The following is a 23,627-nucleotide window of genomic DNA, read 5'->3' on the forward strand; positions in this document are numbered from 1 at the left end:
ACATTCGTAAAGGTTTAGTGCAGACCGTGCCATCAGCGACATGAATTTTTGATTGCGTCAAATGAACTTCAATTTCGAGTCAAATCGAAAGTATGAAGACGGCATAACGCGTCAGGTGAAAGACCTGACATATTCCTTGAAATGATTTTGGTTTCTGTGAAGAAACGTCAAAGTTATAGGGTCAAGTGAATAAGAGCACGTGGTGGATGCCTTGGCGATGATAGGCGACGAAGGACGTGATAGCCTGCGATAAGCTTCGGGGAGCTGGCAAATTAGCTTTGATCCGGAGATTTCCGAATGGGGAAACCCACCGAAAGGTATCGCATGATGAATACATAGTCATGCGAGGCGAACCGGGTGAACTGAAACATCTCAGTAGCTCGAGGAAAAGACATCAACCGAGATTCCGAAAGTAGTGGCGAGCGAAATCGGAAGAGCCTGTTAGTGATAGCACAAGACTTAACGGAACAGCTTGGAAAGGCTGGCCATAGCGGGTGATAGCCCCGTACGTGAAAAGACCTGTGTGGTACTGAGCTAACGACAAGTAGGGCGGGACACGAGAAATCCTGTCTGAATATGGGGGGACCATCCTCCAAGGCTAAATACTCATCATCGACCGATAGTGAACTAGTACCGTGAGGGAAAGGCGAAAAGAACCCCGGGAGGGGAGTGAAATAGATCCTGAAACCGCGTGCTTACAAAAAGTCGGAGCCTCGTAAGGGGTGACGGCGTACCTTTTGTATAATGGGTCAGCGACTTACATTCAGTGGCAAGGTTAACCGAATAGGGAAGCCGTAGAGAAATCGAGTCCGAATAGGGCGTCCAGTCGCTGGGTGTAGACCCGAAACCAAGTGATCTATCCATGGCCAGGATGAAGGTGCCGTAACAGGTACTGGAGGTCCGAACCGACTAGTGTTGCAAAACTAGCGGATGAGCTGTGGATAGGGGTGAAAGGCTAAACAAACTTGGAAATAGCTGGTTCTCTCCGAAAACTATTTAGGTAGTGCCTCAAGTATTACCGTCGGGGGTAGAGCACTGTTTTGGCTAGGGGGTCATGGCGACTTACCAAACCAAGGCAAACTCCGAATACCGACGAGTACAGCTTGGGAGACAGAGCACCGGGTGCTAACGTCCGGACTCAAGAGGGAAACAACCCAGACCGCCAGCTAAGGTCCCTAAAATTGGCTAAGTGGGAAACGAAGTGGGAAGGCTAAAACAGTCAGGATGTTGGCTTAGAAGCAGCCATCATTTAAAGAAAGCGTAATAGCTCACTGATCGAGTCGTCCTGCGCGGAAGATGTAACGGGGCTAAGCCAGTTACCGAAGCTGCGGATTTGCAATTTATTGCAAGTGGTAGGAGAGCGTTCTGTAAGCCTGTGAAGGTGCGTTGTAAAGCGTGCTGGAGGTATCAGAAGTGCGAATGCTGACATGAGTAGCGTTAAAGGGGGTGAAAAGCCCCCTCGCCGTAAGCGCAAGGTTTTCTACGCAACGTTCATCGGCGTAGAGTGAGTCGGCCCCTAAGGCGAGGCAGAGATGCGTAGCTGATGGGAAACAGGTCAATATTCCTGTACCGATGTGTAGTGCGATGTGGGGACGGATCTTAATAGGTCATCCGGGTGTTGGATATCCCGGTTTAGTTGGAAGTAGGCGATGGGTAGGCAAATCCGCCCGTCATATACCGAGGCCAACGATCGAGCCAGCTTGCTGGTGAAGTGACTGAACGAGGTTCCAGGAAAAGCCACTAAGCTTCAGCTACACACGACCGTACCGCAAACCGACACTGGTGCGCGAGATGAGTATTCTAAGGCGCTTGAGAGAACTCAGGAGAAGGAACTCGGCAAATTGACACCGTAACTTCGGAAGAAGGTGTGCCCTATTAGTGTGAAGTGAACAACGGAGCATGAATGGGTTGCAAAAAATCGGTGGCTGCGACTGTTTATTAAAAACACAGCACTCTGCAAACACGAAAGTGGACGTATAGGGTGTGACGCCTGCCCGGTGCTGGAAGATTAAATGATGGGGTGCAAGCTCTTGATTGAAGTCCCAGTAAACGGCGGCCGTAACTATAACGGTCCTAAGGTAGCGAAATTCCTTGTCGGGTAAGTTCCGACCTGCACGAATGGCGTAACGATGGCCACACTGTCTCCTCCTGAGACTCAGCGAAGTTGAAATGTTTGTGATGATGCAATCTCCCCGCGGAAAGACGGAAAGACCCCATGAACCTTTACTGTAGCTTTGTATTGGACTTTGAACAGATCTGTGTAGGATAGGTGGGAGGCTTTGAAGCAGGGTCGCTAGATCTTGTGGAGCCAACGTTGAAATACCACCCTGGTGTGTTTGAGGTTCTAACCTAGGTCCATTATCTGGATCGGGGACAGTGCATGGTAGGCAGTTTGACTGGGGCGGTCTCCTCCCAAAGCGTAACGGAGGAGTTCGAAGGTACGCTAGTTACGGTCGGACATCGTGACGATAGTGCAATGGCATAAGCGTGCTTAACTGCGAGACTGACAAGTCGAGCAGATGCGAAAGCAGGACATAGTGATCCGGTGGTTCTGTATGGAAGGGCCATCGCTCAACGGATAAAAGGTACTCTGGGGATAACAGGCTGATACCGCCCAAGAGTTCATATCGACGGCGGTGTTTGGCACCTCGATGTCGGCTCATCTCATCCTGGGGCTGTAGCCGGTCCCAAGGGTATGGCTGTTCGCCATTTAAAGAGGTACGTGAGCTGGGTTTAAAACGTCGTGAGACAGTTTGGTCCCTATCTTCCGTGGGCGCTGCAGATTTGAGGAAGCCTGCTCCTAGTACGAGAGGACCGGAGTGGACACACCTCTGGTGTATCGGTTGTCACGCCAGTGGCATTGCCGAGTAGCTAAGTGTGGAAGAGATAACCGCTGAAAGCATCTAAGCGGGAAACTCGTTTCAAGATGAGATCTGCCGGGGCCTCGAGCCCCCTGAAGAGTCGTTCAAGACCAGGACGTTGATAGGTCGGGTGTGGAAGCGCAGTAATGCGTTAAGCTAACCGATACTAATTGCTCGTGCGGCTTGACCCTATAACTTTGATCTACGATCAAGGTGTTATGCCAAGTTGACGCATTCAAAACACTCAAAGCTGATTCCAAACTCTATGAATTCGTTGTATTGACCCAGTCAATACAGCAACCCTTTATGCCTGATGACCATAGCGAGGTGGTCCCACTCCTTCCCATCCCGAACAGGACAGTGAAACGCCTCAGCGCCGATGATAGTGCGGGTTCCCGTGTGAAAGTAGGTCATCGTCAGGCTCTTACAGCCCCAAAAAGCCCAACCAGAAATGGTTGGGCTTTTTGCTTTTGAGTATTCCAAAAGCAATGAATGGCTACTTGTTTTGGACTTCCGTCTCATCGGCAAAGGCGGCTCCGGCCTTGACCAATTCTGCAAGAACCTCAGCGCTCAACTCATCGAGGGACGACGAGGCAAAGAAGCGCGCACGAATGACATCGAAGTAAGGCGTGCTTCGAGCCCAGTTTTTCCATTCGTCGACGCTCGTCGTCTGCAGTTCCAGCAGCTTGAATTTCATGAGCACCTTGAGCGCATGTCGGGCGTGCTTGACAGGATCACGCGATAGAGCCTCAAGCCTGCGCCGCGCCAATGAAAGCGCTTCCGCCACCTCGCTGAAGACGCCCCCATGGCCCGGGATCACGCATACCGGATCCAGCGCTTCGATCAAGTCGAGGGTGGCAGCCACCTCATCGAAGGACGGCTCCCCTGCCAACTCGGGAAACACGATGCCGAAGCCGTTCTCCCAGAGCGCATCGGCCGAGATCAGGGTGCGTGAGCCGGGCTCGAACAGGATGATCGAATGCGGGTCGTGGCCCGGCGCGGCATGCACCTGCCAAGCCAGGTCACCCAGCACCACATCCCGGCCCAGCGCCAGAAGACCGTCGAAGCGAAAGCGAGGGCACTGCTGCCCGGTCGCCCGATAGCTCAGCGCATCCTCATCCCAGATTTGCACCAGAGATGCCTCTCCCGGCGGAATGAAGGTACGCGCCATGGGATAACGCCGCTGCAGCGCCGCGTTGCCGCCGCAGTGGTCGCTGTGCAAATGCGTGTTCAGCACAAGGTCGAGCGGCCGGTCTCCGAGCGCGGCCTCAACCAGCGCCAGTGTCTGGCTGCAATGCGTCGCGTAGCCGGTGTCGACCAAGGCCGTCTCGTCACGGCCCACCAAGAGGATGTTGTTGGACGAAAGCCATCCGCGCTCAAAAACCTGGAGCTGCGCCGGCAGACCAGCGGCCGCGCTCAAGCCGTCGCGCCTGGTCGCAGCTGGCGCCGGAGGATCTTCCCGACATTCGTCTTTGGCAGACTCTCTCGAAACTCGATGTGCTTCGGACGCTTGTAGCCGGTCAGCTGATCATTGCAGTAGCGCATCACGGTCTCCTCGGTCAGCGAGTGATCCTTGCGGACGACGAAAACCTTGATCGCCTCGCCCTGCTTCTCGTCCGGCACCCCGATCGCCGCGCACTCGACAACGCCGGGGCACAGCGAGATGACATTTTCCAATTCGTTCGGGAACACGTTGAACCCGCTCACCAGAATCATGTCCTTCTTGCGGTCGACGATTCGGCTGTAGCCGTCTTCCTGCATGACCGCGATGTCGCCGGTCCGCATGAAGCCGTCGGCGGTGAATGCCGCCGCGGTTTCGGCCGGCTGGTTGTAGTAGCCGGTCATGACGTTGGGCCCCTTGATGCACAACTCTCCCGCCTCCCCCGGGGGCAGCGAGCGGCCTTCGTCGTCCTTGATCGCGATTTCAATGCTGGGCAGCGGCAACCCGATGGTTCCGGTGAACGCGGTGTTGGAGACCGGATTGTTGGTCCCGATCGCGCAGGTCTCGCTCATGCCCCAGCCCTCGATCATCGGGCAGCCCGTGGCTTCGAACCACTTGCGGGCGGTGCCCTCGGAAGCCGCCATGCCACCGGCCTGCGAGACAAAGAGCGTCGAGAAGTCGATGGTCTTGAACTGCGGGTGCATCAGCAGGGCATTGAACAAGGTGTTCACCGCCGGCAGCATGTGGAAGGGTCGCTTCTTGAGCACGGCGATGAACTTGTCGAAGTCGCGCGGGTTGGGGATCAGCGTCAGGTGCGAGCCCTGGCGGATCGCGAGCAGGCACAGCGTCAGCGCGAAGATGTGATACAGCGGCAGCGCGGCAATGCTGTTGACCTTGGACAGATCGCCCGTCCGTTCCAGTGCGGGCGTGAACCAGGCTTCGGCCTGCAGCGTCGCGGCGACGATGTTACGATGGGTCAGCACCGCGCCCTTCGACAGCCCCGTGGTTCCACCGGTGTATTGGAGGAAGGCGATCGAGTCGAGCGTGCTGGGGTCCGGGGCCAGCGTACGCCCCTTGCCCTCGGCCATGACCTGGGGAAAGGGCGTGACGGTGCGCCCGTTGTCCAGCGGTAGCTTGTATGGCGGAACCATCTTGGCGAGATGCCGCACGGCCACCGTGATCCAGGTGCCGTAAAGGCCTCCGAGCAGATCGCCCATCGAGGCGACCACCACGTGCTTCAAGGGCGTCCGCTCGATCACCTGCTCGAGCGTCGCCGCGAAGTTCTCGAGGATGACGATCGCCGTCGCACCCGAATCCTTCAGCTGGTGTTCGAGCTCGCGCGCCGTATACAGCGGGTTGACGTTGACGCAGGTGTAGCCCGCGCGCAGCACGCCGCACATCGTGACGGCGAACTGCGGCACGTTGGGCAGCATGATGGCCACGCGCGCGCCGGGCTCCAAGCCACGCGACTGCAGCCATGCGCCCATCGCCTTCGACAGCGCGTCGAGTTCGCCATACGACATCCATCGTTCCATGCACACCGAAAACGGCCGCTCGGCGTAGCCCGTGAATGATTCGTCGAACAGCTGCCCCAGCGAGCGGTACTGCTCGGGATGGACTTCTTGCGGCACGCCGGCCGGGTAGTTCTTCAATATGGATGACTGCATGCGATCTCCTTGGCGCGGATTGTCGAAGCGGGTCCGGCCTTGCCGCCAGCGGGCTTGTCCTAGGGTGGCGCCCGATCTGTCGCGCATGCGATAGTCGCCCGCATGGTTGCGCGTCTCCAGCAGTGTCTTGTGCTCGGCGGTCTTCTTGTCGCGATCGCCTGGGCGAGCATCTGGTGGAGCCGGTCGCCGCTCGTGGCTGTGCTCAGCCTCATCGCGTTGACCTGTACCCACACGACCGTCCTTGCGATCGAGTTCGTCGCGAGCTACCGCATCAACGGCCGCGACCCTCTTGCCCGCGCCAGAGTGCCCCAGTGCATCAGGGCGTGGCTGGCCGAGAGCTGGCTCGCGCCTCGCGTTTTCTGCTGGTACCAGCCCTTTCATTCGCGTGCCGTGCCTGATCACCTGCCGGCCAACGGTCGAAGGGGCGTGGTGCTGGTCCACGGCTTTCTATGCAACCGCGGCTTCTGGAGCCCCTGGTTGCGCGAACTGCGCGCCGACGACCGTGCCTTCGTTGCGGTCGATCTCGAGCCTGTCTTCGGCTCGATCGACCACTATGCACAGACCATCGACGACGCGATCCTGCGGGTGACTGCAGCGACCTCCCTGCCGCCGATGCTGATCTGCCACAGCATGGGTGGACTCGCCGCCCGAGCCTGGCTGCGCGACGCCGATCCAACGCGCGTGCACCGCATCGTCACCATCGGCACGCCGCACCGCGGCACCTGGCTCGCGCGCTTCGGCCGCACGGTCAATGGACGCCAGATGCGAGTGGGAGGCGATTGGATGCAGAAGATCGAAGGCGAGCGGGCCAGCACGCGGCAGGTTTCCTTCACCTGCTGGTACTCGAACTGCGACAACATCGTCTTTCCGACGTCGAACGCGACGCTGCCCGGCGCCGACAACCGTCTCGCCGACGGGCGTGCGCATGTGGAGATGGCCTTCGATTCCAGGTTGAGACGCGAGACCCTGGCCCTGCTCGCGCGCTGAAGCGCGCCGGGAAAACAGCTAGGCCGTGGATTCGCCCGGCAGCAGCACGCCAGCCTCGATGTCGGGCTGCATCGCGAGTTCCTGGTAGAGCGGCGTGAAGTCCGGCGCCGTCAGTTCGAACAACTGGGCAAAGCTGTCGATGACGAAGTAGGTGCTCTGGTAGCTGTCGATCTTGTAGCGGGTGCGCATGGTGCGCAGCAGATCGAGCGGCAGCCGGTAGGGCTCAGGGCTGCGTACCGCGTGCCGCAGCTCGCCGACCGAGCTCAGGACGCCCGCGCCGTAGGCGCGCAAGCCGTCCGGCTGGCGAATGAGCCCGAACTCGACCGTGTACCAGTAGAGCCGCGCAAGCTTCTCGCCGGCACCCAGCTCGTGCGCCTTGATGCCGCCCTGGCCGTAGCGCTGCACATAGTCGGCGAAGGTCGGATCGAAGAGCATCGGCACATGGCCGAACAGATCGTGGAACACGTCCGGCTCGACGATGTAGTCGAACTCCTCGGGCTTGCGGATCCAGTCCGTCACCGGGAACTTGCGGTTCGCGAGTAGCGTGAAGAAGGGCAACTCGGGGATGAGTCCGGGCACTGCGACGACTTCCCAGCGCGTCGCCTTGTAGAGCCGCTCGTTGATCTCCTCGAAGCGCGGAATGCGGTCCTTCACGCCGAGCGAAGGCAGCGACGCGATGAAGGCATCGCAGGCGAGGCCCGGCAACTGCGCGGCTTGGCGTTCATAGAGACGCCGGTAGGTGTCGTGGTCGGCCGGCGTGTAGCTGGCCCAGTCCTGCGGGCAGGTGTAGTCGGCGAGAACGGCGCCGCCGCGCGAATAGTCGCCGCGCGGCGGGCGCTCCGATTGACCGTAGACGGCGGGCATGACCGCACCTGTTGGCGTCTCCATGAAAAGCTCCGATGTTTTCTTACTTGAGCCAGCGGTCCATCACGCGCTGGAACTCGCCGCCCGCTTGCGACAGGTGCAGCCATTGGTCGACATAGGCCTTGAAGGCCATGTCGTCGCGCGGCAGCATCCAGGCCATCTCGCCGTATTGCAGCGGCTTGTCGGGATTGACGGCGCACAGACCCGGCTTCAGCTTCTGCTGGGTGATGGCCTCGGCAGATTCGGTCACGAAGACGTCGGCGCGGTTCGCGAGCAGCTCGTCGAAGATCGTCACGTTCTCGCCGTGCATCGTGAGCTTGGCGCGCCTGAAGTTGGCGCGCGCGAAACGCTCGTTGCTGCCGCCCGGGTTGAAGATCACGCGCACTTCCGGCTTGTCGATGTCGGCGACGCTCTGGTACTTAGCGACGTCCGCGCAGCGTGCGATCGGCGTCTTGCCGTTGACCATGTAGGGCGCGCTGAAGAAGGCACGCTTCTGGCGCTCGGTCGTCACCGACACGCCGCCCACGGCCAGATCGCACTTGCCGGCCGCAAGATCGGGCAGCAGATTGGCCCAGGTCGTCTTGACCCATTCCGGCTTCGCATTGAGGCTGGTGCTGAAGCTGGCCATCAGGTCGACATCGATCCCTTCGTAGCTCGCATCCGGCTTCTGGAAGCTGAAAGGCTTGTAGTCGCCCGGCGTGCAGATGCGAAGCACGCCAGCCTTTTGCACCGCGTCGAGATGCGACGAGGCCGCGCCCGCACGCTGCTGCGGATTCATGGCGCAGCCGCCGAGGACGAGGACCGCGGCTGCGATCCATGACGAGCGAATCCAAAAGGTCTGACGCATTCCGCGCTCCTGTGTGTGATGGGGCGGCTATTGTGCGGCGGCCAGCACACCACGGCGCATCTGGTCGAGCTCGATGCTCTCGAACAGCGCCTTGAAGTTGCCGTTGCCGAAGCCGTCGTCGCCCTTGCGCTGGATGAACTCGAAGAAGATCGGGCCCAGCTGGTTCTCGCTGAAGATCTGCAGCAGCAGCGCGTCCTTCTTGCCGTCGATCAGGATCTTGCGCTTGTGCAGGTCCTCGACGTTTTCGCCGTGGCCCGGAATGCGCTTGTCCACCAGTTCGTAGTAGGTGTCGATGGTGTCGAGCAGCTTGACGCCGTTGGCGCGTAATGCGTCGACGGTCTTGTAGAGATTGTCCGAGCCCATTGCGATGTGCTGGATGCCTTCACCGTGGTAGAGGTCGAGGTACTCCTGGATCTGGCCGGCCTGTTCCTTGCCTTCCTCGTTGATCGGGATGCGGATCTTTCCGCACGGGCTGGTCATTGCCTTGCTCTTCACGCCCGTGACCTGGCCTTCGATGTCGAAGTACTTGACCTCCTTGAAGTTGAACAGGCGCTCGTAGAAATCCGCCCACTCGTTCATGCGGCCGCGATGCACGTTGTGCGTCAGGTGGTCGATGTAGGTCAGGCCGTTGCCCTCGGGCGCCAGCGCTTCGATCGCGCTGAGGCCGGGCAGGGCTTCGAAGTCGACGTCGTAGAAGCCGATGTTGCCGATGTCGCCGAACTGCGCGCCGTTCTTGCCGCGCCAGCGGTCGACCAGGTAGATCAGGCTGTCGCCGATGCCCTTGATCGCCGGAATGTTGAGCTCGCCCGGGCCGGCCTTGTCGGCAAAACCCCAGGCGCCGAGCGCGATGGCGCGCTCATAGGCGGCCTTGGCGTCCTGCACGCGGAAGGCGATGGCGCAGACGCTGGGCCCGTGCTGGCGCGCGAAGCGCTGAGCAAAGGAGTCCGGCTCGGCGTTCACGATGAAATTGATCGTGCCCTGGCGGTACAGCAACACGTTCTTGTGACGGTGCTTGGCCACGGCCTTGAAGCCCATGCGCTCGAAAACCTGGCCCATGGCGGCCGGATCGGGTGCGGCATATTCGATGAATTCGAAGCCATCGGTGCCCATGGGATTCTCCCAAGGGGTGAAGGCGGGGGCGTCGGCGGTGCTCATGGGCTTGTCTCCAATGGAAGGCGAGAGGATGGGAGGGCGGGATTCAGTGTCGCGCCGCGCATGCGCAGCGTCCGTGTTGAACTGTAAAAGCGCCAGTCATCATGATTTCAGCGTTATTGCGCCTGCTGTGCGGCTTAAACGCAAGAAAACTGCGAAAATACAGAAATGGACGCACTCGACAAGCAAGATCGTATTATCCTGCGCACCCTGCAGATTGACGGACACGCCACCTACGACCAACTGGCCGAAGAGGTGAGCCTCTCGCCCAGCGCCGTGCTGCGGCGGGTCAAGCGCCTGGAGGAAAGCCGCGTGATCGACCGCTATGTGGCGCTCGTGAAACCCGAAGCGGTCGGCCTGGGGCTCACGGCTTATCTCAATGTCCGGCTCGAAAAGCACACCGAAAGCCACAAGCGCAACCCCATGGACCTGTTCCGCGCCAGCGTCCAGACCTGGCCCGAGGTGGTCGAATGCGCCGCGCTGACGGGCGAAATGGACTACCTCCTGCGCGTGGTCGTCGCCGACATGGCGCACTACAGCCGTTTCATCATGGACACCTTGCTCAAGCACCCCAGCGTGCAGGACTGCAAGACCAGCTTCGTGCTCGACCGGGTCAAGGCGACCACTGCTGTGCCCGTGTAACAACATATTGGTTGCGTGCACCCCACGGGATTGGTATTCGTTTACCAATGACCTACTTATTCGTCCCTATGGTCTTGTTGGTTAGGGGAAAACCCTTATATTGAATGCATGCTTACCGCCAAGGCACTCCTCAAAGCCTCGCTTGGCCTCGGCTCTTTCCTGAAAGCGCCGATGGTTGAGACCCAGCCACGCGCCGCCGCGCCCGCACCCGTCATGGTGCCGATCCGCTCGATCGGCCCACGCGAGCGCGACCGCATTGCGCAGCATCTTCTTGCTCTCAAGCCGCACGATCGCTACCTGCGTTTCGGCTATGCAGCCTCCGACGAGCAGGTCCAGCGCTATGTCGACGGCCTGGACTTCGACCGCGACGAGCTGTTCGGCATCTACAACCGTCGTCTCGACCTGATCGCGATGGCCCATCTCGCGTTCGCCCCGGCAGACCAGCACAAGGATTGCGCCGAATTCGGCGTCTCGGTGGCCGAACATGCGCGCGGGCGCGGCTACGGTGCGCGGCTCTTCGAACGCGCGGTGGTGGTCGCGCGCAACGAAGGCGTCGGCATGCTGTTCATCCACGCGCTGAGCGAGAACGCCGCCATGCTCAAGATCGCGCGCAATGCCGGTGCGACCGTGGTGCGCAGCGGCTCCGAGTCCGAGGCGCACCTGCAACTGCCCGATGCGACCTTTGACAGCCGCATGAGCGAGATCGCGCTGGAACATTACGCCGAAGTCGATTTCCAACTCAAGACGCGTGCCAAGCAGTTCTGGGCTTTTCTCGCCAGCGTGCAGGAAATCCGCAGCGGCGTGCGCGCCGCCCGCGACCAGTCCTCGCCCTGAACGGGGCCATACCGGGGGAGGCACGTGCTTCTTCCGGTATCCTTGTGATCCCCCCAACTCCGCCCTCCCGCAGTGGCCGACCCTCACCCTGAACGCGCGCCCGTCGAACGCGAAGACAAGCGCAGTTTTCTGCAGAAGCTCGCCGAATTCATCCATCCGGGCCCCGACTCGCGTGACGAGCTGATCGAAACGCTCGCCGATGCCGAGGACAACGATGTGATCGGCGCCGAATCGCGCGTGATGCTCGAAGGCGTGCTCCGCATGGCAGACATGACCGCCGGCGACGTGATGGTGGCGGCGCCGCGGATGGACCTGGTCAACATCGACGCGCCCTACGACGCGCTGCTGCACCTCGTGATCGACACCGCGCACTCGCGCTTTCCGGTGTACGAGGGGGAAAAAGAAAACATCATCGGCATCCTGCTCGCGAAAGACCTGCTCAAACTGCAGCGCGCGCCGGGCCTGAACATCCGCGCGCTGCTGCGCCCCGCCACCTTCGTGCCCGAGAGCAAGGGCCTGAACGATCTGCTGCGCGAGTTCCGCGGCAACCGCAATCACCTCGCGATCGTGATCGACGAGTTCGGCCGCGTGGCAGGCCTCATTACCATCGAGGACGTGCTGGAGCAGATCGTCGGCGAGATCGAGGACGAGTTCGACATCGCAGAGGACGAGGGCGACATCTTCGGCCTGGCCGACCGCACCTACCGCGTCTCGGGCGACACGCCGATCGAGCGCGTGGCGGAGGCCTTCGGCATCGTTTTCGACGAAGAAGTGCTGAGCGAAGACTTCGACACCATCGGCGGCCTGATCGCGCACGAGATGGGCCATGTGCCCAAGCGCGGCGAGCACTATGCGCTGGGCGCCTTCGACTTCGTCGTGCTGCACACCAAGGGTGGCGCGGTGCGCTGGTTCAAGGTCTCGCCCGCACGCGGCGACGACGCGACCGATTGAAAACGCTCGCGCGCGCGCTGGGCTTCGGCATCGCGGGGCTCGCGCAGGCCGCGGCCATCGCGGCCCCCTGGAACGGACAGCCGCTCTGGTGGCTGCAGCTGATCTCGCTCGCGGCGCTGGCCTGGCAGCTCGATGCGCTGCGGGCTCGCACCAGCCCGCGCTCTTCGTGGCGCAGCGCAGCCTTCTACGGCTGGCTGTTCGCGACCGCCTGGCTCTGCGGCACTTTCTGGTGGCTCTTCATCTCGATGCACACCTACGGCGGCCTCGCTGCGCCGCTCGCTGCGCTGGCGGTGCTTGCGCTCTCTGCGGCGCTGGCGCTGTACTACGCCGCGGCCTGTGCCTTCTTCGTCGCGTTCGCACCGGCCAGCCGGGCGTACGCGGCCGCGCTGTTCGCGGCCCTGTGGACCTTGGCCGAGCTGTTGCGCAACAGCTTGTTCACCGGCTTTCCGTGGGGTGCCGGCGGCTACGCGCACGTCGACGGGCCGCTTGCCGCCTATGTGCCCTGGCTCGGCGTCTACGGCGTCGGCATGCTGGCCGCGGGCATCGCGACGCTGGCAGCCCTGTTGCTTCGCCATGCGCGCGGCCGCGCATTGGCGGCGCCGGTCGCCGTGGCGCTGGTGCTGCTTTGCGTGCCCGCTCTCATCGGCGCGGCACGCGGCGAAGCCGATGAGGCAGCACAGTCGCGCGGCCGCCTCGGCCTCGCGCTGCTGCAAGGCAACATCCCGCAGGACGAGAAATTCATTCCGGGCGGCGGCATCGCGACCGCGCTGAGCTGGTACGGCGAGCAGCTGCAGAGCGCGACCGCATCGCTCGTGATCACGCCCGAGACTGCGCTGCCTCTGCTGCCTTCGCAATTGCCGCCCGGTTATCTCGATGCGATCGCTGCGCGCTATGCGAACGGCAAGCAGGCCGCCATCGTGGGCCTGCCCTTGGGCGATGGCCGGCTCTACACCAACACCGTGCTGGGCTTCGGCCCGGGCCAGGGCACACCCTATCGCTACGACAAGCACCACCTCGTGCCCTTCGGCGAATTCATTCCGGGGATGTTCCGCTGGTTCACCGAGATGATGAACATCCCGCTCGGCGACTTCAAGAGCGGCGGCCTCGCGCAGCCGCCCTTCGCGTGGCAGGGCCAGCGCATCGCGCCCAACATTTGCTATGAAGATCTGTTCGGCGACGAGATCGGCGCGAACTTTCGCGACGAAGCCAGCGCGCCCACCATGCTGCTCAACGTGAGCAACATCGCCTGGTTCGGCGACAGCATCGCGATCGACCAGCACCTGGCCATCTCGCGCATGCGTGCCCTCGAGTTCCAGCGACCGATGGTGCGCGCCACCAACACCGGCGCCACCGTCGTCATCGACCACCGCGGCCGCGTCACGCATGCGCTGCCGCGGCTCACGCGCGGCGTGCTGGTGGCAGAGGTCGAAGGCCGCACCGGACTGACGCCCTATGCGATGTGGGTCTCGCGCTTCGGCCTCTGGCCGCTGTGGGGGCTGGCGCTGCTGATCGTGGCGGCGAAGCTGCTGCTCAGCCGGCGACAGGCCAGTCGCGCAACTTCCCGGGGTTGAGCAGGCCCTGCGGGTCGAAGCGCTTCTTCATTTCGATCACCTCGGGCGGCAGCGGACCGCCGGCCTTGCCGTCCTCGACGATGTTGACGTGCGGGTTGTTGATGTGCACGCCGCGCTCGCGGTGCAGGCGGATGATCTCGTCGAGCCGCTCCTCGGTCGTGAAGCGCACCAGCTGCAGCCCGCTGCAGGTCATCAGGCCTGCGGCAGTGCGCAGAAACTCCAGGTGCATCATGACCTCGCCCGCGAACAACTGCTCCATCTCGGCGACTTGCTGCACATGCTGTCCCGGCGTGAAGCCGCTTTGCAGATAGGTCAGGTTCTTGTCGACCTTGAGGGCATGCAGCGTCGTGTGGTTCCAGGTGAACTCCATCAGCGTGCGGTTGCTCTTCTGCACCTCCTCGGCCGTCTTGCGGTAGCTCACCGTGCCGCCGTGCGCTTCAACGAGTTCCAGCATCGGCGCCTCGCAGGATTCGGCCACCAGAGAGAGCACCGCATGGCAGCCCTTCAGCAGATGCTCGGCCAGCTGCGCCAGGTGGTCCGGCACCGGGCTTCCGAAGAAGGCGACCTCGCGTTTGACGATCCCCGGTGCATGGGCGAGTGCATCGGCAAAGGCCAGCGCCTGGTCGAAGGACTTGAAGACGACCAGGCTCTCCAGCCACGGATGGGCCGGTGCCAGCCCCACCTCGAGCTCGAGCACCAGCCCGTTGGTGCCCCAAAGGTGGTGCATGCGCAAGGCTTCCGCGCCGCGCAGCTCGACGACCTGCGGTTCGGCCTCGATCGTCATCGCGCGCAGGCCCAGCACATTGCCGGTGGCGCCCAGCGGCCCGTAGTTGATCGAACCCACGCCGCCGAAGCCGCCGCCGAAGAGCCCGCCCAATGTCGCGCTGCGGTAGGTGGAGGGCACGCAGCGCAGTTCCTGGCCCGAAGGCCGCGTGTGCTTCTCGAGCTCGCCGAGCCGGATGCCCGCCTGTGCGCGCGCCACGCCGGGGCGCACCCATTGCATGGCGTTGTAGCCCGTCATGTCGAGCACCACGCCGCCTGCGAGCGGCGTGGTCTGGCCGTAGTTGCCGGTGCCGCTGCCGCGGATCGTGATCGGCACGCCGCGGCGCGCGCAGGCGCTCACCACCGCACGGATCTCGTCTTCGGTGCGCGGGCGCACCACGGCATCCGCGCGCTTGTCTTTCAGCTGGCGCTGCAGCACCGGGCTGAACCACGAGAAGTCCTGCGAGAGCCGGGCGATGCGGCTCTCGTCGGTGATCCAGTCGAGTTCGGGCAGTTCCAGATGCAATTGCTCGATGGCGGATGCGGGCGCGATCATGAAGAAATCAGTCTTGTGAAAGTTCGCTCGCGTGCCAGGAGCCGAGCGCGAGCTTGGTGAGCCAGGCCATCAGCACGAACAGCGCGACGCCGGTCAATGAAATCAGCAGCAAGGCCGCGAACATGCGCGGGATGTTGAGCTGGAAGCCGGCCTGCAGGATCTGGTAGGCCAGCCCCGCGCCGGAGCCGCCGGTGCCTGCCACGAATTCGGCCACGACGGCGCCGATCAGCGCCAGGCCGCTCGAGATGCGCAGCCCGCCGAAGAAGTAGGGCAGCGCGCTCGGAATGCGCAGGCGCACCAGCTGCTGCCAGCGCGTCGCACGGTTGAGCTTGAAGTAGCTTTGCAGGTCGGGCTCGACGCTGCGCAGGCCGAGCGTGGTGTTGCTGATGATCGGGAACAGCGCGACCAGCGCCGCGCACACCACCATCGCAGCGGTCGGGTTCTTGACCCAGATGATGATGAGCGGCGCCACTGCGACGATCGGCGTCACCTGCAGCAGCACGGCATAGGGAAAGAGCGCGGTCTCGATGCGCTTGCTCTGCACGAAGAGGAAGGAGATCAGCACGCCCGCGATCGTGGCCGCCACGAAGGACAGGACGGTGATCTTCAGCGTGACGAGCAGCGCGTTTCCGAGCGGCACCCAGTCGGCGATGAGCGTCTTCATCATCAGGTAGGGCGAGGGCACGAGGTAGGGCGGCAGCTCCATGGCCGTGACCAACCCCTGCCACAGTGCGAGCAGCACCACGCCCACCAGCACCGGATACAGCACGCGCTGCGCGCGCGGCTGCTGCAGAAGAGGCAGCCGCGCGCTCAAACCGCGGACTCCTCGTGCGTGCCATTGCTGGCGCGCAGCAGGCTGTCCTGCAGCCGCTTCGCATAGCGACTGAACTGCGGCGAGACCATGAAGTCGGCGCTGCGCGGATAGGGCTCGTCGATCAGGACCTGCTCGACCACGCGGCCCGGCCGCGCCGCCATCATGATCACGCGGTTCGACAGGAACACCGCCTCGTGGATCGAGTGGGTGACGAAGATCACGGTCAACTTTTTCTTGCGCCAGAGGTCGAGCAGCTCGGCATCGAGCTTGTGGCGCGTGATCTCGTCCAGCGCGCCGAAGGGCTCGTCCATCAGCAGCAGGTCGGGCTGGGTCACCAGCCCGCGCGCGATCGACACGCGCATCTGCATGCCGCCGGAGAGCGCGCGCGGCAAAGCCTGTGCGAACTTGTCCAGGCCCACCAGCTCGAGCGCCTCCGCGACGCGGGCGTCGGCCTCCTTGCGCGGCACGCCGGCCAGATCCAGCGGCAGGCGCACGTTGCTGCGCACGCTGGCCCAGGGCATCAGCGTCGGCGACTGGAACACGAAGGCCATCTTGTGGGCGCAGCTGTGGAGCTCGGCCACCGGCTTGCGCCACAGCAGGAGGCGGCCGTCGCTCGGCTCCAGCATGCCGGCCACCATCTTGAGCAGCGTGCTCTTGCCGCAGCCCGAGGGGCCCAGCAGCGTGACGAACTCGCCTTCTGCGATGGCGAGGTCCACCGGCAGCAGCGCCTGAGTGCCGTTGGGGTAGGTCTTCTCCGCCGAGAGCACCTCGACCGCGGGCATGGCGGGTACAGCGGGTGCCGCGGGCGGCGCGAGGACAGCGGGCTCGATGCGATTCATGACGATGTCAGGGCAGGACCTTGGCGTCCTTCACGAACTCGGTCGTGTAGGTCTTCGCGATCTCGACCTTGGCCGGGTCGAGCAGCTTGGCGGCGACCAGGAAGTCGTAGCTCGCCTTGGCGCGCGCATCGGTGATCACGCCGATGCCCATCGTCGCGGCATCGCCGCCGGTGACCATGCCCATCTCCTTGAGCTTGGCGACGCTGTAGGCCAGCTGGTCGTCGGTCATGTTGGGGTTGTCCTTCTTGATCAGCACGTTGGCCGGCGCCGGGTCGGCCAGGTAGCTTTTCCAGCCCTCGGCCGAGGCCTTGACGAAGGCCGCCACCTGCTTGCTGCGCTCCTTCACGGTCTTGTCCATGCACGACACCGTGGTCGCGTAGGCCGGAAAGCCGTGGTCGCTGAACATCAGCACGGTGCTCTTCACGCCCGCCTTCTGGATCGCATAGGGCTCGGAGGTCAGATAGCCCTGCTGCGCGGTGTTCTTGTCGGCCACGAAGGGCTGGATGTTGAAGGTGTAGGGCCGCGTCTGTTCGTCGGTGAGGCCGAACTTGGCCTTCAGCCAGGGCCAGTAGCCGCGGTTGGCCTGCGAGCCGATCAGGATGGTCTTGCCCTTCAGGTCCTCGAACTTCTTGACGTCGTCGTGCGCGATCAGGACCTGAGGGTCTTTCTGGAAGAAAGCCGCCACGTTGACCACCGGCACGCCGCCTTCGCGCACCTGCATCATCTGGATGTCGCTCGAGCCCATGATGCAGTCGGCCTGGCCGGCGGCCATCATCTGCGTGATGTTGACCTGCGGGCCGCCCATCTTGATGGTGACGTCCAGCCCGTACTTCTTGTAGATGCCCTGCGCGACCGCCTGGTAGAAGCCGCCATGCTCGGCCTGCGCATACCAGTTCGTCATGTAGGTGAACTTGTCCTGGGCTTGCGCCGGGGCGGCGACAGCGAAGGCGAGGGCGGCTGCGGCAGCCAGTTGACCGAAGCGGAAAGCAGGATGGTGGCGCATGGTGTGGACCTCTCTCGGTGGGAAAAAAAGAACGATGGAAACGGGCGCTCTATGCAAGTAGCGGGCCTCAGGCAATGGGCTGGAAAGCGGACTGGATGAAGCCCTGCTGGTGCCCGCGCTCCCAGGTGGCTTCTTCGCGCACCACCCAGCGCAGCGCGTAGAGCTCGGTCAGCGCCTGCACCCAGCTCGCGGCGAGCGTGTCGAGGATCTCTTCGCCCTGTTCGCGCGTGGCGCTGGTGGGGTCGCCGATCACGCCGCTCGGGCCGAAGTCGCGCGCGGTCCAGGCGCAGGCCGGGCGGCCGTCGGCCGACAGCAGCTTGATCGGGAAGGGCGGCGGAAAGTTGGCCGCGGCGCGTTCCATGTGCACCGTGTCGGGCGCGAGCGCGAGCATCAGCGCGGTCTCGGAATGGCCGGCATGCATCGACAGCTTCTTTTCCTGTTCGCTGATTTGGCTGCTCGAGGCATTGGGCAGGCGCGAGACGCCGTGCGGCACGACCACGAAGTCGCCATGGCGCAGGCGCAGCTCGCGCGCGGCCATCTCCAGCACCTGCGGCTGGCCGCCGTGGCCGTTGGCGAACAGCAGCTTGCGAAAGCCGGCGCGGTAGACCGACTCGCCGATCTCGGTCACGGTCGAGAGCAAGGTGGTGCCGGTCAGCGTCATGGTGCCGGGAAAGTGCAGGTGCTCTTCCGATTTGCCGTAGGTGATGGTCGGCAGAGCGAAGGCGCGCACCTCGGCCGGCAGGCGCTCGAGCGCCTTGCCCATCACGCCGGAGGAAATCACGCTGTCGACCGAACAGGGCAGGTGCGGCCCGTGCTGCTCGATCGCGCCGCAGGGCAGCACGATCACCGTGTTCTCGCGGTCGGGCAGCGCGTCGATCTCGGTCCAGCTCAGGTAGGGCAGGAAGCGGTGGGGCGGGATGTAGCCGTGGAGCATGGGGCGTCCTGTGTGGGAAGAGGGAGGTGTGCTCAGGCGAAGCGCGCCATCGCGTTGCCGACGCGCTGCATGAAGCGTTTGCGCTGGGGCTCGGTCGCCACGTTCATGTGGTAGTGCGCGTGGTAGTCGACGCGCGCCTGCCGGCCGGTGAGGCGCGGCATGTAGCGCGTCACGATCTTGCGCGGCGGGTCGCCCATGTACCAGGCCACCCAGCGCGGGCGGCCGTAGGTCACGACGGCCGAGATGCGCTTGATGTGCGTCAGCATCGGTTTCACGTTGGCCGGGTCGCTGAGGTCGAAGGCCACGCCCGGCATGAAGAGGCGGTCGAAGTAGCCCTTGAGCATCGCCGGCAGGCCGAAGCACCAAGTCGGAAAGCAGAACACGATGCCCTCGGCCCACTGCAGCCGCTCGATGTAGGGCCTGAGCGGCAACTGGTTTCTCGGCACCTCGTGGTAGCCCAGGCGCTCCTCGCGCGAGAGCACGGGATTGAAGCCTTCGGCGTAGAGATCGCAATCGTCCACCTCGTGCCCGGCCGCGCGCAGGTTGCGCAGCACTTCCTGGTGCAGGGCGGCGTGGAAGCTGGTTTCGACCGGGTGGCAGTAGACGACGAGCACGCGCATGGGTGTTTGACCGCTTAATCAGAGCAAGTGGTCAGCTTATGCAAGCGACATGCCAGCGATCCCGCACCGAAAGAGGGAGTGGTCTTGCTCGTTGTGCCTTCCTTCGACAAGTGATACGGTCGAATTTCCGTCGTTCGCCTGAACGCACAACAAAGGAACATGCCGTGGGAGACCCTATGCGCCCGCTGCAACCTGGAGAACCCGCGCCCGAGTTCGCGCTTCCCGCGATCAATGTCGAAGGCGCAGTTTCTCTTGCCGGTCTGCGCGGCCGCCCCTTCCTGATCGGCTTCTTTCGCGGGCTGCACTGCCCGTTCTGCCGGCGGCAGGTGATGCAGCTCGGTGCCCTGCAGCCTGCGCTGCGCGCCATCGGGGTCGAGACCCTGGCCGTGATCAACACGCCGCTCGAACGTGCCCGGCTGTACTTCCGCTACCACCCGACGCCGATCATGCTTCTGAGCGACCCGGATTGCCGCACGCACCAGGCCTTCGGCGTGCCGCACATCGAATTCCTGCCCGAAGGCAGCAGCGAGCGGTCCGAATGGCCTTCGCGCGCGAGCATCGCGGAATTCGAAGCCGCGCGCATCAACCCGACCGGCGAGCTGCCGGAACCGACGCAGCCGATGGCAAGCAACGCCATCCTCAACGCCATGGACGGCTTCGAGCTCGACGAAGTCGATACTGCGATCCTCGCGAACCACGCCACTCAGCTCGCCGGCCACTTCCTGGTCGATGGAGCCGGCATCGTCGCGTGGGCACAGATCGAGGCGCTCGACGGGCCCAACAGCCTCAGCATCTTCCCGAGCGCGGCGCAGATCATCGCCGCCGCCGGCAGCCTGTGATGCTGACGAGGCGCGGCCATGGTCAAGGAAAGCAACCGGTGCATGGAAGCCTCGGATGTCATTCCGATGTTTCCCAGCCTGGTCTGGAAAATCCAGTTCGAGGCCAGCTTGCGTGACGCGCTGGCACGAGGCATCCTCGCAGCGCCGGCGGACATGCGGCGCGGCCTGCCGCCGCTCGAAGCCGGCCGCGGCTGGCAGTCGGGGCAGGCCGTGCATGAACGCGAGGACTTTCGCGACCTGGTTTCGTGTGTCCGTCGCGGCGTCACGAGCATCCTGCGATTTCTGCGATTTCTGCGAATTGGCGATGCCGCCTTCGAGATCACGGCCTGCTGGGCCACCGTGCTGGCCAAGGGCGCCGCACACAAGATTCACAGCCACCCCAATAATTTCCGGAGCGGTGTCTACTACGTGTGCACCCCACCGGGCGCCGACGCCATCAACTTTCATGACCCGAGGCGCCAGACCGCCGTCATCAGGCCCCCGGTCGTGGAACTGACAGCTGACAACACCGACCAGGTGGTGGTCAAGGTGCGCAACGGAACGCTTCTGATGTTTCCCTCCTTCCTGGAGCACTCCGTCGATGCCAACCTGAGCGAAGAAGAACGAATCAGCGTCAGCTTCAACGTGATGTTCTCTTCGTTCACGCAGCAGTTGAGCAAGCCGCTCTGGTAACACCAACCGGGAGATCCTGATGGACGACGAGACACTCAACCTCAGCATTCGCAAGTTCCTCAAGATGGTCGGCGTCAGCTCGCAGCGCGAAATCGAGCAGGCGGTGGCGAAGGCCGTCGCCGCCGGCACCGGCGCCGAGACCTTTGCTGCCACCATGACCCTGGAGATCCCGGCGCTGGGGCTCAAGGTCGGGTTCGACGGCGACATCAAGCTGAATTGAGCGTCCGCCGACGGCGACCGCCGAGATGCACGACGCCGACAAGCTCGAAGCGGTGCTGCGCTACCACGAGTGCACCAAGCACCAGTTCCACCGCTATGCGCGCTCCGCCGGCACCCTGGATTGGGTGAACCAACCCAACCCGTTCCGCCGTTACGAGGGGGCGCCGCTCACGCAGTTGCCCATCCTTGGCGCGGACGAAGAGCCGGTGTCGCCTCGCTACCAGGAGATCTATCGTCGGGGCGCGGTGCCGAGCGCGCCCGTCATGGTCCGCTCGCTGTCGCGGCTGTTCGAGTACGCGCTTGCGCTGTCGGCCTGGAAACAGGCGGGCGGCACGCGTTGGGCGCTGCGCAGCAACCCTTCGAGCGGCAACCTGCATCCCACCGAGGGCTACCTGCTGATCGGCGCGTGTCCCGGGCTGGCGCCGGCACCCGGCCTGTACCACTACGCGCCGAGAGAGCACGGTCTGGAACGGCGTGCCAACGCCTCCGCTGAGTGGTTCGCGCAGCTGATGCGAGAGTTTCCCCCAGAGGCCTTTCTGGTCGGACTCTCGTCCATCCACTGGCGCGAAGCGTGGAAGTACGGCGAACGCGCGTTCCGCTATTGCCAGCACGACGCGGGCCATGCCGTCGGCACGCTTCGCATCGCAGCCGGGACCCTGGGATGGAGCGCTGTCGTGCTCCATGGCCTGGCCGATGAAAGCATCGAAGCCTTGCTGGGGCTGAACCGGGCCGAGGACTTCGCAGGCGCCGAGCGCGAACAGCCGGAGCTCGTCATGCTCGTCTGGCCGAACGAGGCGGCCGGGCGGTGGTGTGCAGGCGCGCAGCGCACGTTGCCGCTCGGCCTGGATCCGCTGCTGGCGCGCGAGCTCACGAAGCAAGACTGGTGCGGAACGGCGAACCGACTCAGCCAAGACGACCCGATCGACTGGGCCGTCATCGACGAGGTGACGCTCGCCTCACGCCAACCGACCGGCGAGCGCGATGGCTTGGACCTGTTCGACGCGCCAGCCCCGGCGCATCGAAGCGCAGCGTTCCCGAACGGGCCGTCGGCGGGCAGGATCATCCGCCAGCGGCGCAGCCTCCTGGCCTGCGACGGCCGGACCTCGATCACGACTGAGCGCTTCTACGCCATGCTCGCGCGCGTGATGCCGCGCGTGGAACTGGAGGTGAACCGGCGGCCGTTGCCCTGGGATGCCATGGCCTGGGAGCCGCGCATCCACCTCGCCTTGTTCGTTCATCGGGTGGACGGGCTCGACCCGGGGCTGTACGTACTCGTCCGCGACCCGGCCAAACTGGACAAGCTCAAGCGCGCCATGCATCGGCACTTCGACTGGTCCAGGCCCCCTGGATGCCCGGCGGACCTTCCCCTTCACAGGCTGGAAAGCGGCGATGCGAGACAGCTCGCGACGCAAGTGAGCTGCTCGCAGGACATCGCGGGCGACGGGGTCTTTTCGCTCGGCATGATCGCCGAGTATCGGGACGCCTTGTTCACGCACGGCCCCTGGTTCTATCGCCCGCTCTTCTGGGAAACCGGGGTGATCGGGCAGGTGCTCTACCTGGAAGCCGAAGCGGCGGGCATCGGAGCCACGGGCATCGGCTGCTTCTTCGACGACCCGGTGCACCAGGTGTTCGGCTTCAGCGACCTGGAGTTCCAGTCGCTCTATCACTTCACGGTTGGCGGCCCGGTGCGGGACAGCCGGCTGACCACGCTGGCGCCCTACGGCGCGCATGCGCAGGACAAGAAGGACTAAGCCTTGATCCCGCAGCCGCCCAGCACGAAAGCCACCAGCTCGCGCGCGATCGGTTCGCGCTCGATCGGCGCATCCGGCGGCAGCCCGAGCATCACGCGCGTCTGCAGCGCGTAGTCGGCGTAGCTCTGCGTCATCGCCCAGATGTGCATCAAGAGCAGGCGCGCATCCAGCGGCCGCATCTGCCCGCGCGCGATCCAGCCGTTGATGATGTCGACCTTCTTTTGCGTCCAGGCGCGCGCGTTGGGCCAGTACCGCTCGAGGTTGCGGCCGCCGTCGAGCACTTCGCGCGTGAAGATGCGCGAGATCTCGGGGTTGTCGAAGGCGTGGTCGAGCTTCTTGCGGATGTAGTCGCCCAGCACGGCCCCCGGGTCGTTGGCATGCTCCTCGAAGGAGAACACCACCTTCCAGTCGTGCAGCACCTGCATCAGCAGTTCTTCGTAGAGCTCTTCCTTGCCGGCGATGTAGTAGTGCAGCTGGGGCTTGGTGAGGCCGGCGCGCGCCGCGATCGCCTGGGTCGAAGTGCCCTTCAGGCCATGCAGGCTGAATTCGGCGATGGCCGCGCTGCGGATCGCGGCCAGGATGCGTTCGCGCCCCGGCCGGGCACGCGACAGCGGGCCGTCCGGCGCCGGCATCTGCTGCGCCGCCACGGGCGCGGGGGAAAGGGTTGGGCTCGTCATCGCTTGGGCGGGCTGTGCCGCCGTGGCGATGGTAGCGCTTCGATCCGATCTCGCCCGCGGCGCGCTGCCGGGCGGCCTGCATCGTCGCATGCACACAAGGCATTTCAGGGCTGTGACGGCGTGG

21 protein-coding genes and 2 rRNA genes are annotated in these 23,627 nt (G+C 63.7%); 11 read left to right on the forward strand and 12 right to left on the reverse strand.

The window, feature by feature from the left end:
- Positions 1-179 precede the first annotated feature (179 nt).
- Both ACSQ89_RS04375 and rrf read left to right on the forward strand, forming a co-directional pair.
- Positions 180-3,052 (forward strand): 23S ribosomal RNA (locus ACSQ89_RS04375).
- Between the two features lie 118 nt (positions 3,053-3,170).
- Positions 3,171-3,283 (forward strand): 5S ribosomal RNA (gene rrf / locus ACSQ89_RS04380).
- 74 nt (positions 3,284-3,357) lie between these two features.
- Here rrf and ACSQ89_RS04385 read toward each other — a convergent pair.
- Together ACSQ89_RS04385 and ACSQ89_RS04390 are read right to left on the reverse strand one after the other, a co-directional pair.
- The gene (locus ACSQ89_RS04385) at positions 3,358-4,281 is read right to left on the reverse strand and encodes an MBL fold metallo-hydrolase (protein WP_436293823.1); all 924 of its coding nucleotides are present in this window, start codon (positions 4,279-4,281) and stop codon (positions 3,358-3,360) included.
- Positions 4,278-5,969: an AMP-binding protein gene (locus tag ACSQ89_RS04390; RefSeq protein ID WP_436293822.1), complete on the reverse strand. Its 1,692-nt coding sequence runs from the start codon at positions 5,967-5,969 to the stop codon at positions 4,278-4,280. The genes ACSQ89_RS04385 and ACSQ89_RS04390 overlap by 4 nt, the downstream gene beginning before the upstream one ends.
- A gap of 102 nt (positions 5,970-6,071) precedes the next feature.
- On the opposite strand from ACSQ89_RS04390, the gene ACSQ89_RS04395 reads away from it, so the two are divergent.
- Positions 6,072-6,956 carry an esterase/lipase family protein gene (locus ACSQ89_RS04395; RefSeq protein ID WP_093109448.1) on the forward strand — a complete coding sequence of 295 codons (885 nt, stop codon included), beginning with the start codon at positions 6,072-6,074 and terminating at the stop codon, positions 6,954-6,956.
- Positions 6,957-6,974: 18 nt separating this feature from the next.
- Here the strand turns inward: ACSQ89_RS04395 and phhA are convergent, their stop codons facing one another.
- From phhA to hppD, 3 genes are read right to left on the reverse strand one after another with little or no spacing between them, the layout of a single operon-like run.
- The gene (gene phhA / locus ACSQ89_RS04400) at positions 6,975-7,844 is read right to left on the reverse strand and encodes a phenylalanine 4-monooxygenase (protein WP_436293821.1); all 870 of its coding nucleotides are present in this window, start codon (positions 7,842-7,844) and stop codon (positions 6,975-6,977) included.
- Between the two features lie 19 nt (positions 7,845-7,863).
- The gene (locus ACSQ89_RS04405; RefSeq protein WP_436293820.1) at positions 7,864-8,667 is read right to left on the reverse strand and encodes a transporter substrate-binding domain-containing protein; all 804 of its coding nucleotides are present in this window, start codon (positions 8,665-8,667) and stop codon (positions 7,864-7,866) included.
- 27 nt (positions 8,668-8,694) lie between these two features.
- Positions 8,695-9,822 carry a 4-hydroxyphenylpyruvate dioxygenase gene (gene hppD / locus ACSQ89_RS04410; protein WP_093109451.1) on the reverse strand — a complete coding sequence of 376 codons (1,128 nt, stop codon included), beginning with the start codon at positions 9,820-9,822 and terminating at the stop codon, positions 8,695-8,697.
- Between the two features lie 165 nt (positions 9,823-9,987).
- On the opposite strand from hppD, the gene ACSQ89_RS04415 reads away from it, so the two are divergent.
- From ACSQ89_RS04415 to lnt, 4 genes are all read left to right on the forward strand, one after another.
- Entirely contained in the window at positions 9,988-10,461 is a 474-nt protein-coding gene (locus tag ACSQ89_RS04415; protein ID WP_093109452.1) for an Lrp/AsnC family transcriptional regulator, read from the forward strand.
- Positions 10,462-10,569: 108 nt separating this feature from the next.
- Positions 10,570-11,295 (forward strand): GNAT family N-acetyltransferase, encoded by a 726-nt coding sequence (locus tag ACSQ89_RS04420; protein WP_436293819.1) that lies wholly within the window; start codon positions 10,570-10,572, stop codon positions 11,293-11,295.
- A 72-nt stretch (positions 11,296-11,367) separates the two neighbouring features.
- Complete coding sequence (locus ACSQ89_RS04425; RefSeq protein ID WP_093109454.1) at positions 11,368-12,246, forward strand: HlyC/CorC family transporter; 879 nt, start codon at positions 11,368-11,370, stop codon at positions 12,244-12,246.
- Entirely contained in the window at positions 12,243-13,817 is a 1,575-nt protein-coding gene (gene lnt / locus ACSQ89_RS04430) for an apolipoprotein N-acyltransferase (protein WP_436293818.1), read from the forward strand. Before ACSQ89_RS04425 ends, lnt begins: the two co-directional genes overlap by 4 nt.
- On the opposite strand, the gene ACSQ89_RS04435 is transcribed toward lnt, so the two are convergent.
- The 6 genes from ACSQ89_RS04435 to ACSQ89_RS04460 form a co-directional block, all read right to left on the reverse strand.
- Positions 13,777-15,135, reverse strand: coding sequence for an FAD-binding oxidoreductase (locus tag ACSQ89_RS04435; protein WP_436293817.1), 1,359 nt, complete (start codon positions 15,133-15,135; stop codon positions 13,777-13,779). The genes lnt and ACSQ89_RS04435 overlap by 41 nt on opposite strands.
- 7 nt (positions 15,136-15,142) lie before the next feature.
- Positions 15,143-15,949 carry an ABC transporter permease gene (locus tag ACSQ89_RS04440; protein WP_093109457.1) on the reverse strand — a complete coding sequence of 269 codons (807 nt, stop codon included), beginning with the start codon at positions 15,947-15,949 and terminating at the stop codon, positions 15,143-15,145.
- A complete protein-coding gene (locus ACSQ89_RS04445; RefSeq protein WP_093109458.1) occupies positions 15,946-16,788 on the reverse strand; it encodes an ABC transporter ATP-binding protein in 843 nt (280 codons plus the stop codon). Before ACSQ89_RS04445 ends, ACSQ89_RS04440 begins: the two co-directional genes overlap by 4 nt.
- A 7-nt stretch (positions 16,789-16,795) precedes the next feature.
- On the reverse strand, positions 16,796-17,791 hold the full coding sequence (locus tag ACSQ89_RS04450) for an ABC transporter substrate-binding protein (protein WP_244503970.1): 996 nt from the start codon (positions 17,789-17,791) through the stop codon (positions 16,796-16,798).
- A gap of 67 nt (positions 17,792-17,858) precedes the next feature.
- Positions 17,859-18,725, reverse strand: coding sequence for a creatininase family protein (locus ACSQ89_RS04455; protein ID WP_093109459.1), 867 nt, complete (start codon positions 18,723-18,725; stop codon positions 17,859-17,861).
- Between the two features lie 32 nt (positions 18,726-18,757).
- Complete coding sequence (locus ACSQ89_RS04460; RefSeq protein ID WP_436293816.1) at positions 18,758-19,345, reverse strand: NAD(P)H-dependent oxidoreductase; 588 nt, start codon at positions 19,343-19,345, stop codon at positions 18,758-18,760.
- Between the two features lie 164 nt (positions 19,346-19,509).
- Between ACSQ89_RS04460 and ACSQ89_RS04465 the strand changes: the two genes are divergently transcribed.
- From ACSQ89_RS04465 to ACSQ89_RS04480, 4 genes are read left to right on the forward strand one after another with little or no spacing between them, the layout of a single operon-like run.
- Positions 19,510-20,184 carry a redoxin domain-containing protein gene (locus ACSQ89_RS04465; RefSeq protein WP_436296099.1) on the forward strand — a complete coding sequence of 225 codons (675 nt, stop codon included), beginning with the start codon at positions 19,510-19,512 and terminating at the stop codon, positions 20,182-20,184.
- Positions 20,185-20,226: 42 nt separating this feature from the next.
- Complete coding sequence (locus tag ACSQ89_RS04470) at positions 20,227-20,856, forward strand: 2OG-Fe(II) oxygenase family protein (RefSeq protein WP_436293814.1); 630 nt, start codon at positions 20,227-20,229, stop codon at positions 20,854-20,856.
- A 19-nt stretch (positions 20,857-20,875) separates the two neighbouring features.
- Entirely contained in the window at positions 20,876-21,076 is a 201-nt protein-coding gene (locus ACSQ89_RS04475) for a DUF6494 family protein (protein ID WP_093109463.1), read from the forward strand.
- Between the two features lie 25 nt (positions 21,077-21,101).
- Positions 21,102-22,826, forward strand: coding sequence for a SagB/ThcOx family dehydrogenase (locus ACSQ89_RS04480; RefSeq protein WP_436293813.1), 1,725 nt, complete (start codon positions 21,102-21,104; stop codon positions 22,824-22,826).
- On the opposite strand, the gene ACSQ89_RS04485 is transcribed toward ACSQ89_RS04480, so the two are convergent.
- Positions 22,823-23,458: a TetR family transcriptional regulator C-terminal domain-containing protein gene (locus ACSQ89_RS04485; protein WP_093109600.1), complete on the reverse strand. Its 636-nt coding sequence runs from the start codon at positions 23,456-23,458 to the stop codon at positions 22,823-22,825. The genes ACSQ89_RS04480 and ACSQ89_RS04485 overlap by 4 nt on opposite strands.
- Positions 23,459-23,627: the final 169 nt, after the last annotated feature.

The organism is Variovorax sp. LjRoot175, assembly GCF_964253805.1.
Classification (GTDB): domain Bacteria; phylum Pseudomonadota; class Gammaproteobacteria; order Burkholderiales; family Burkholderiaceae_C; genus Variovorax.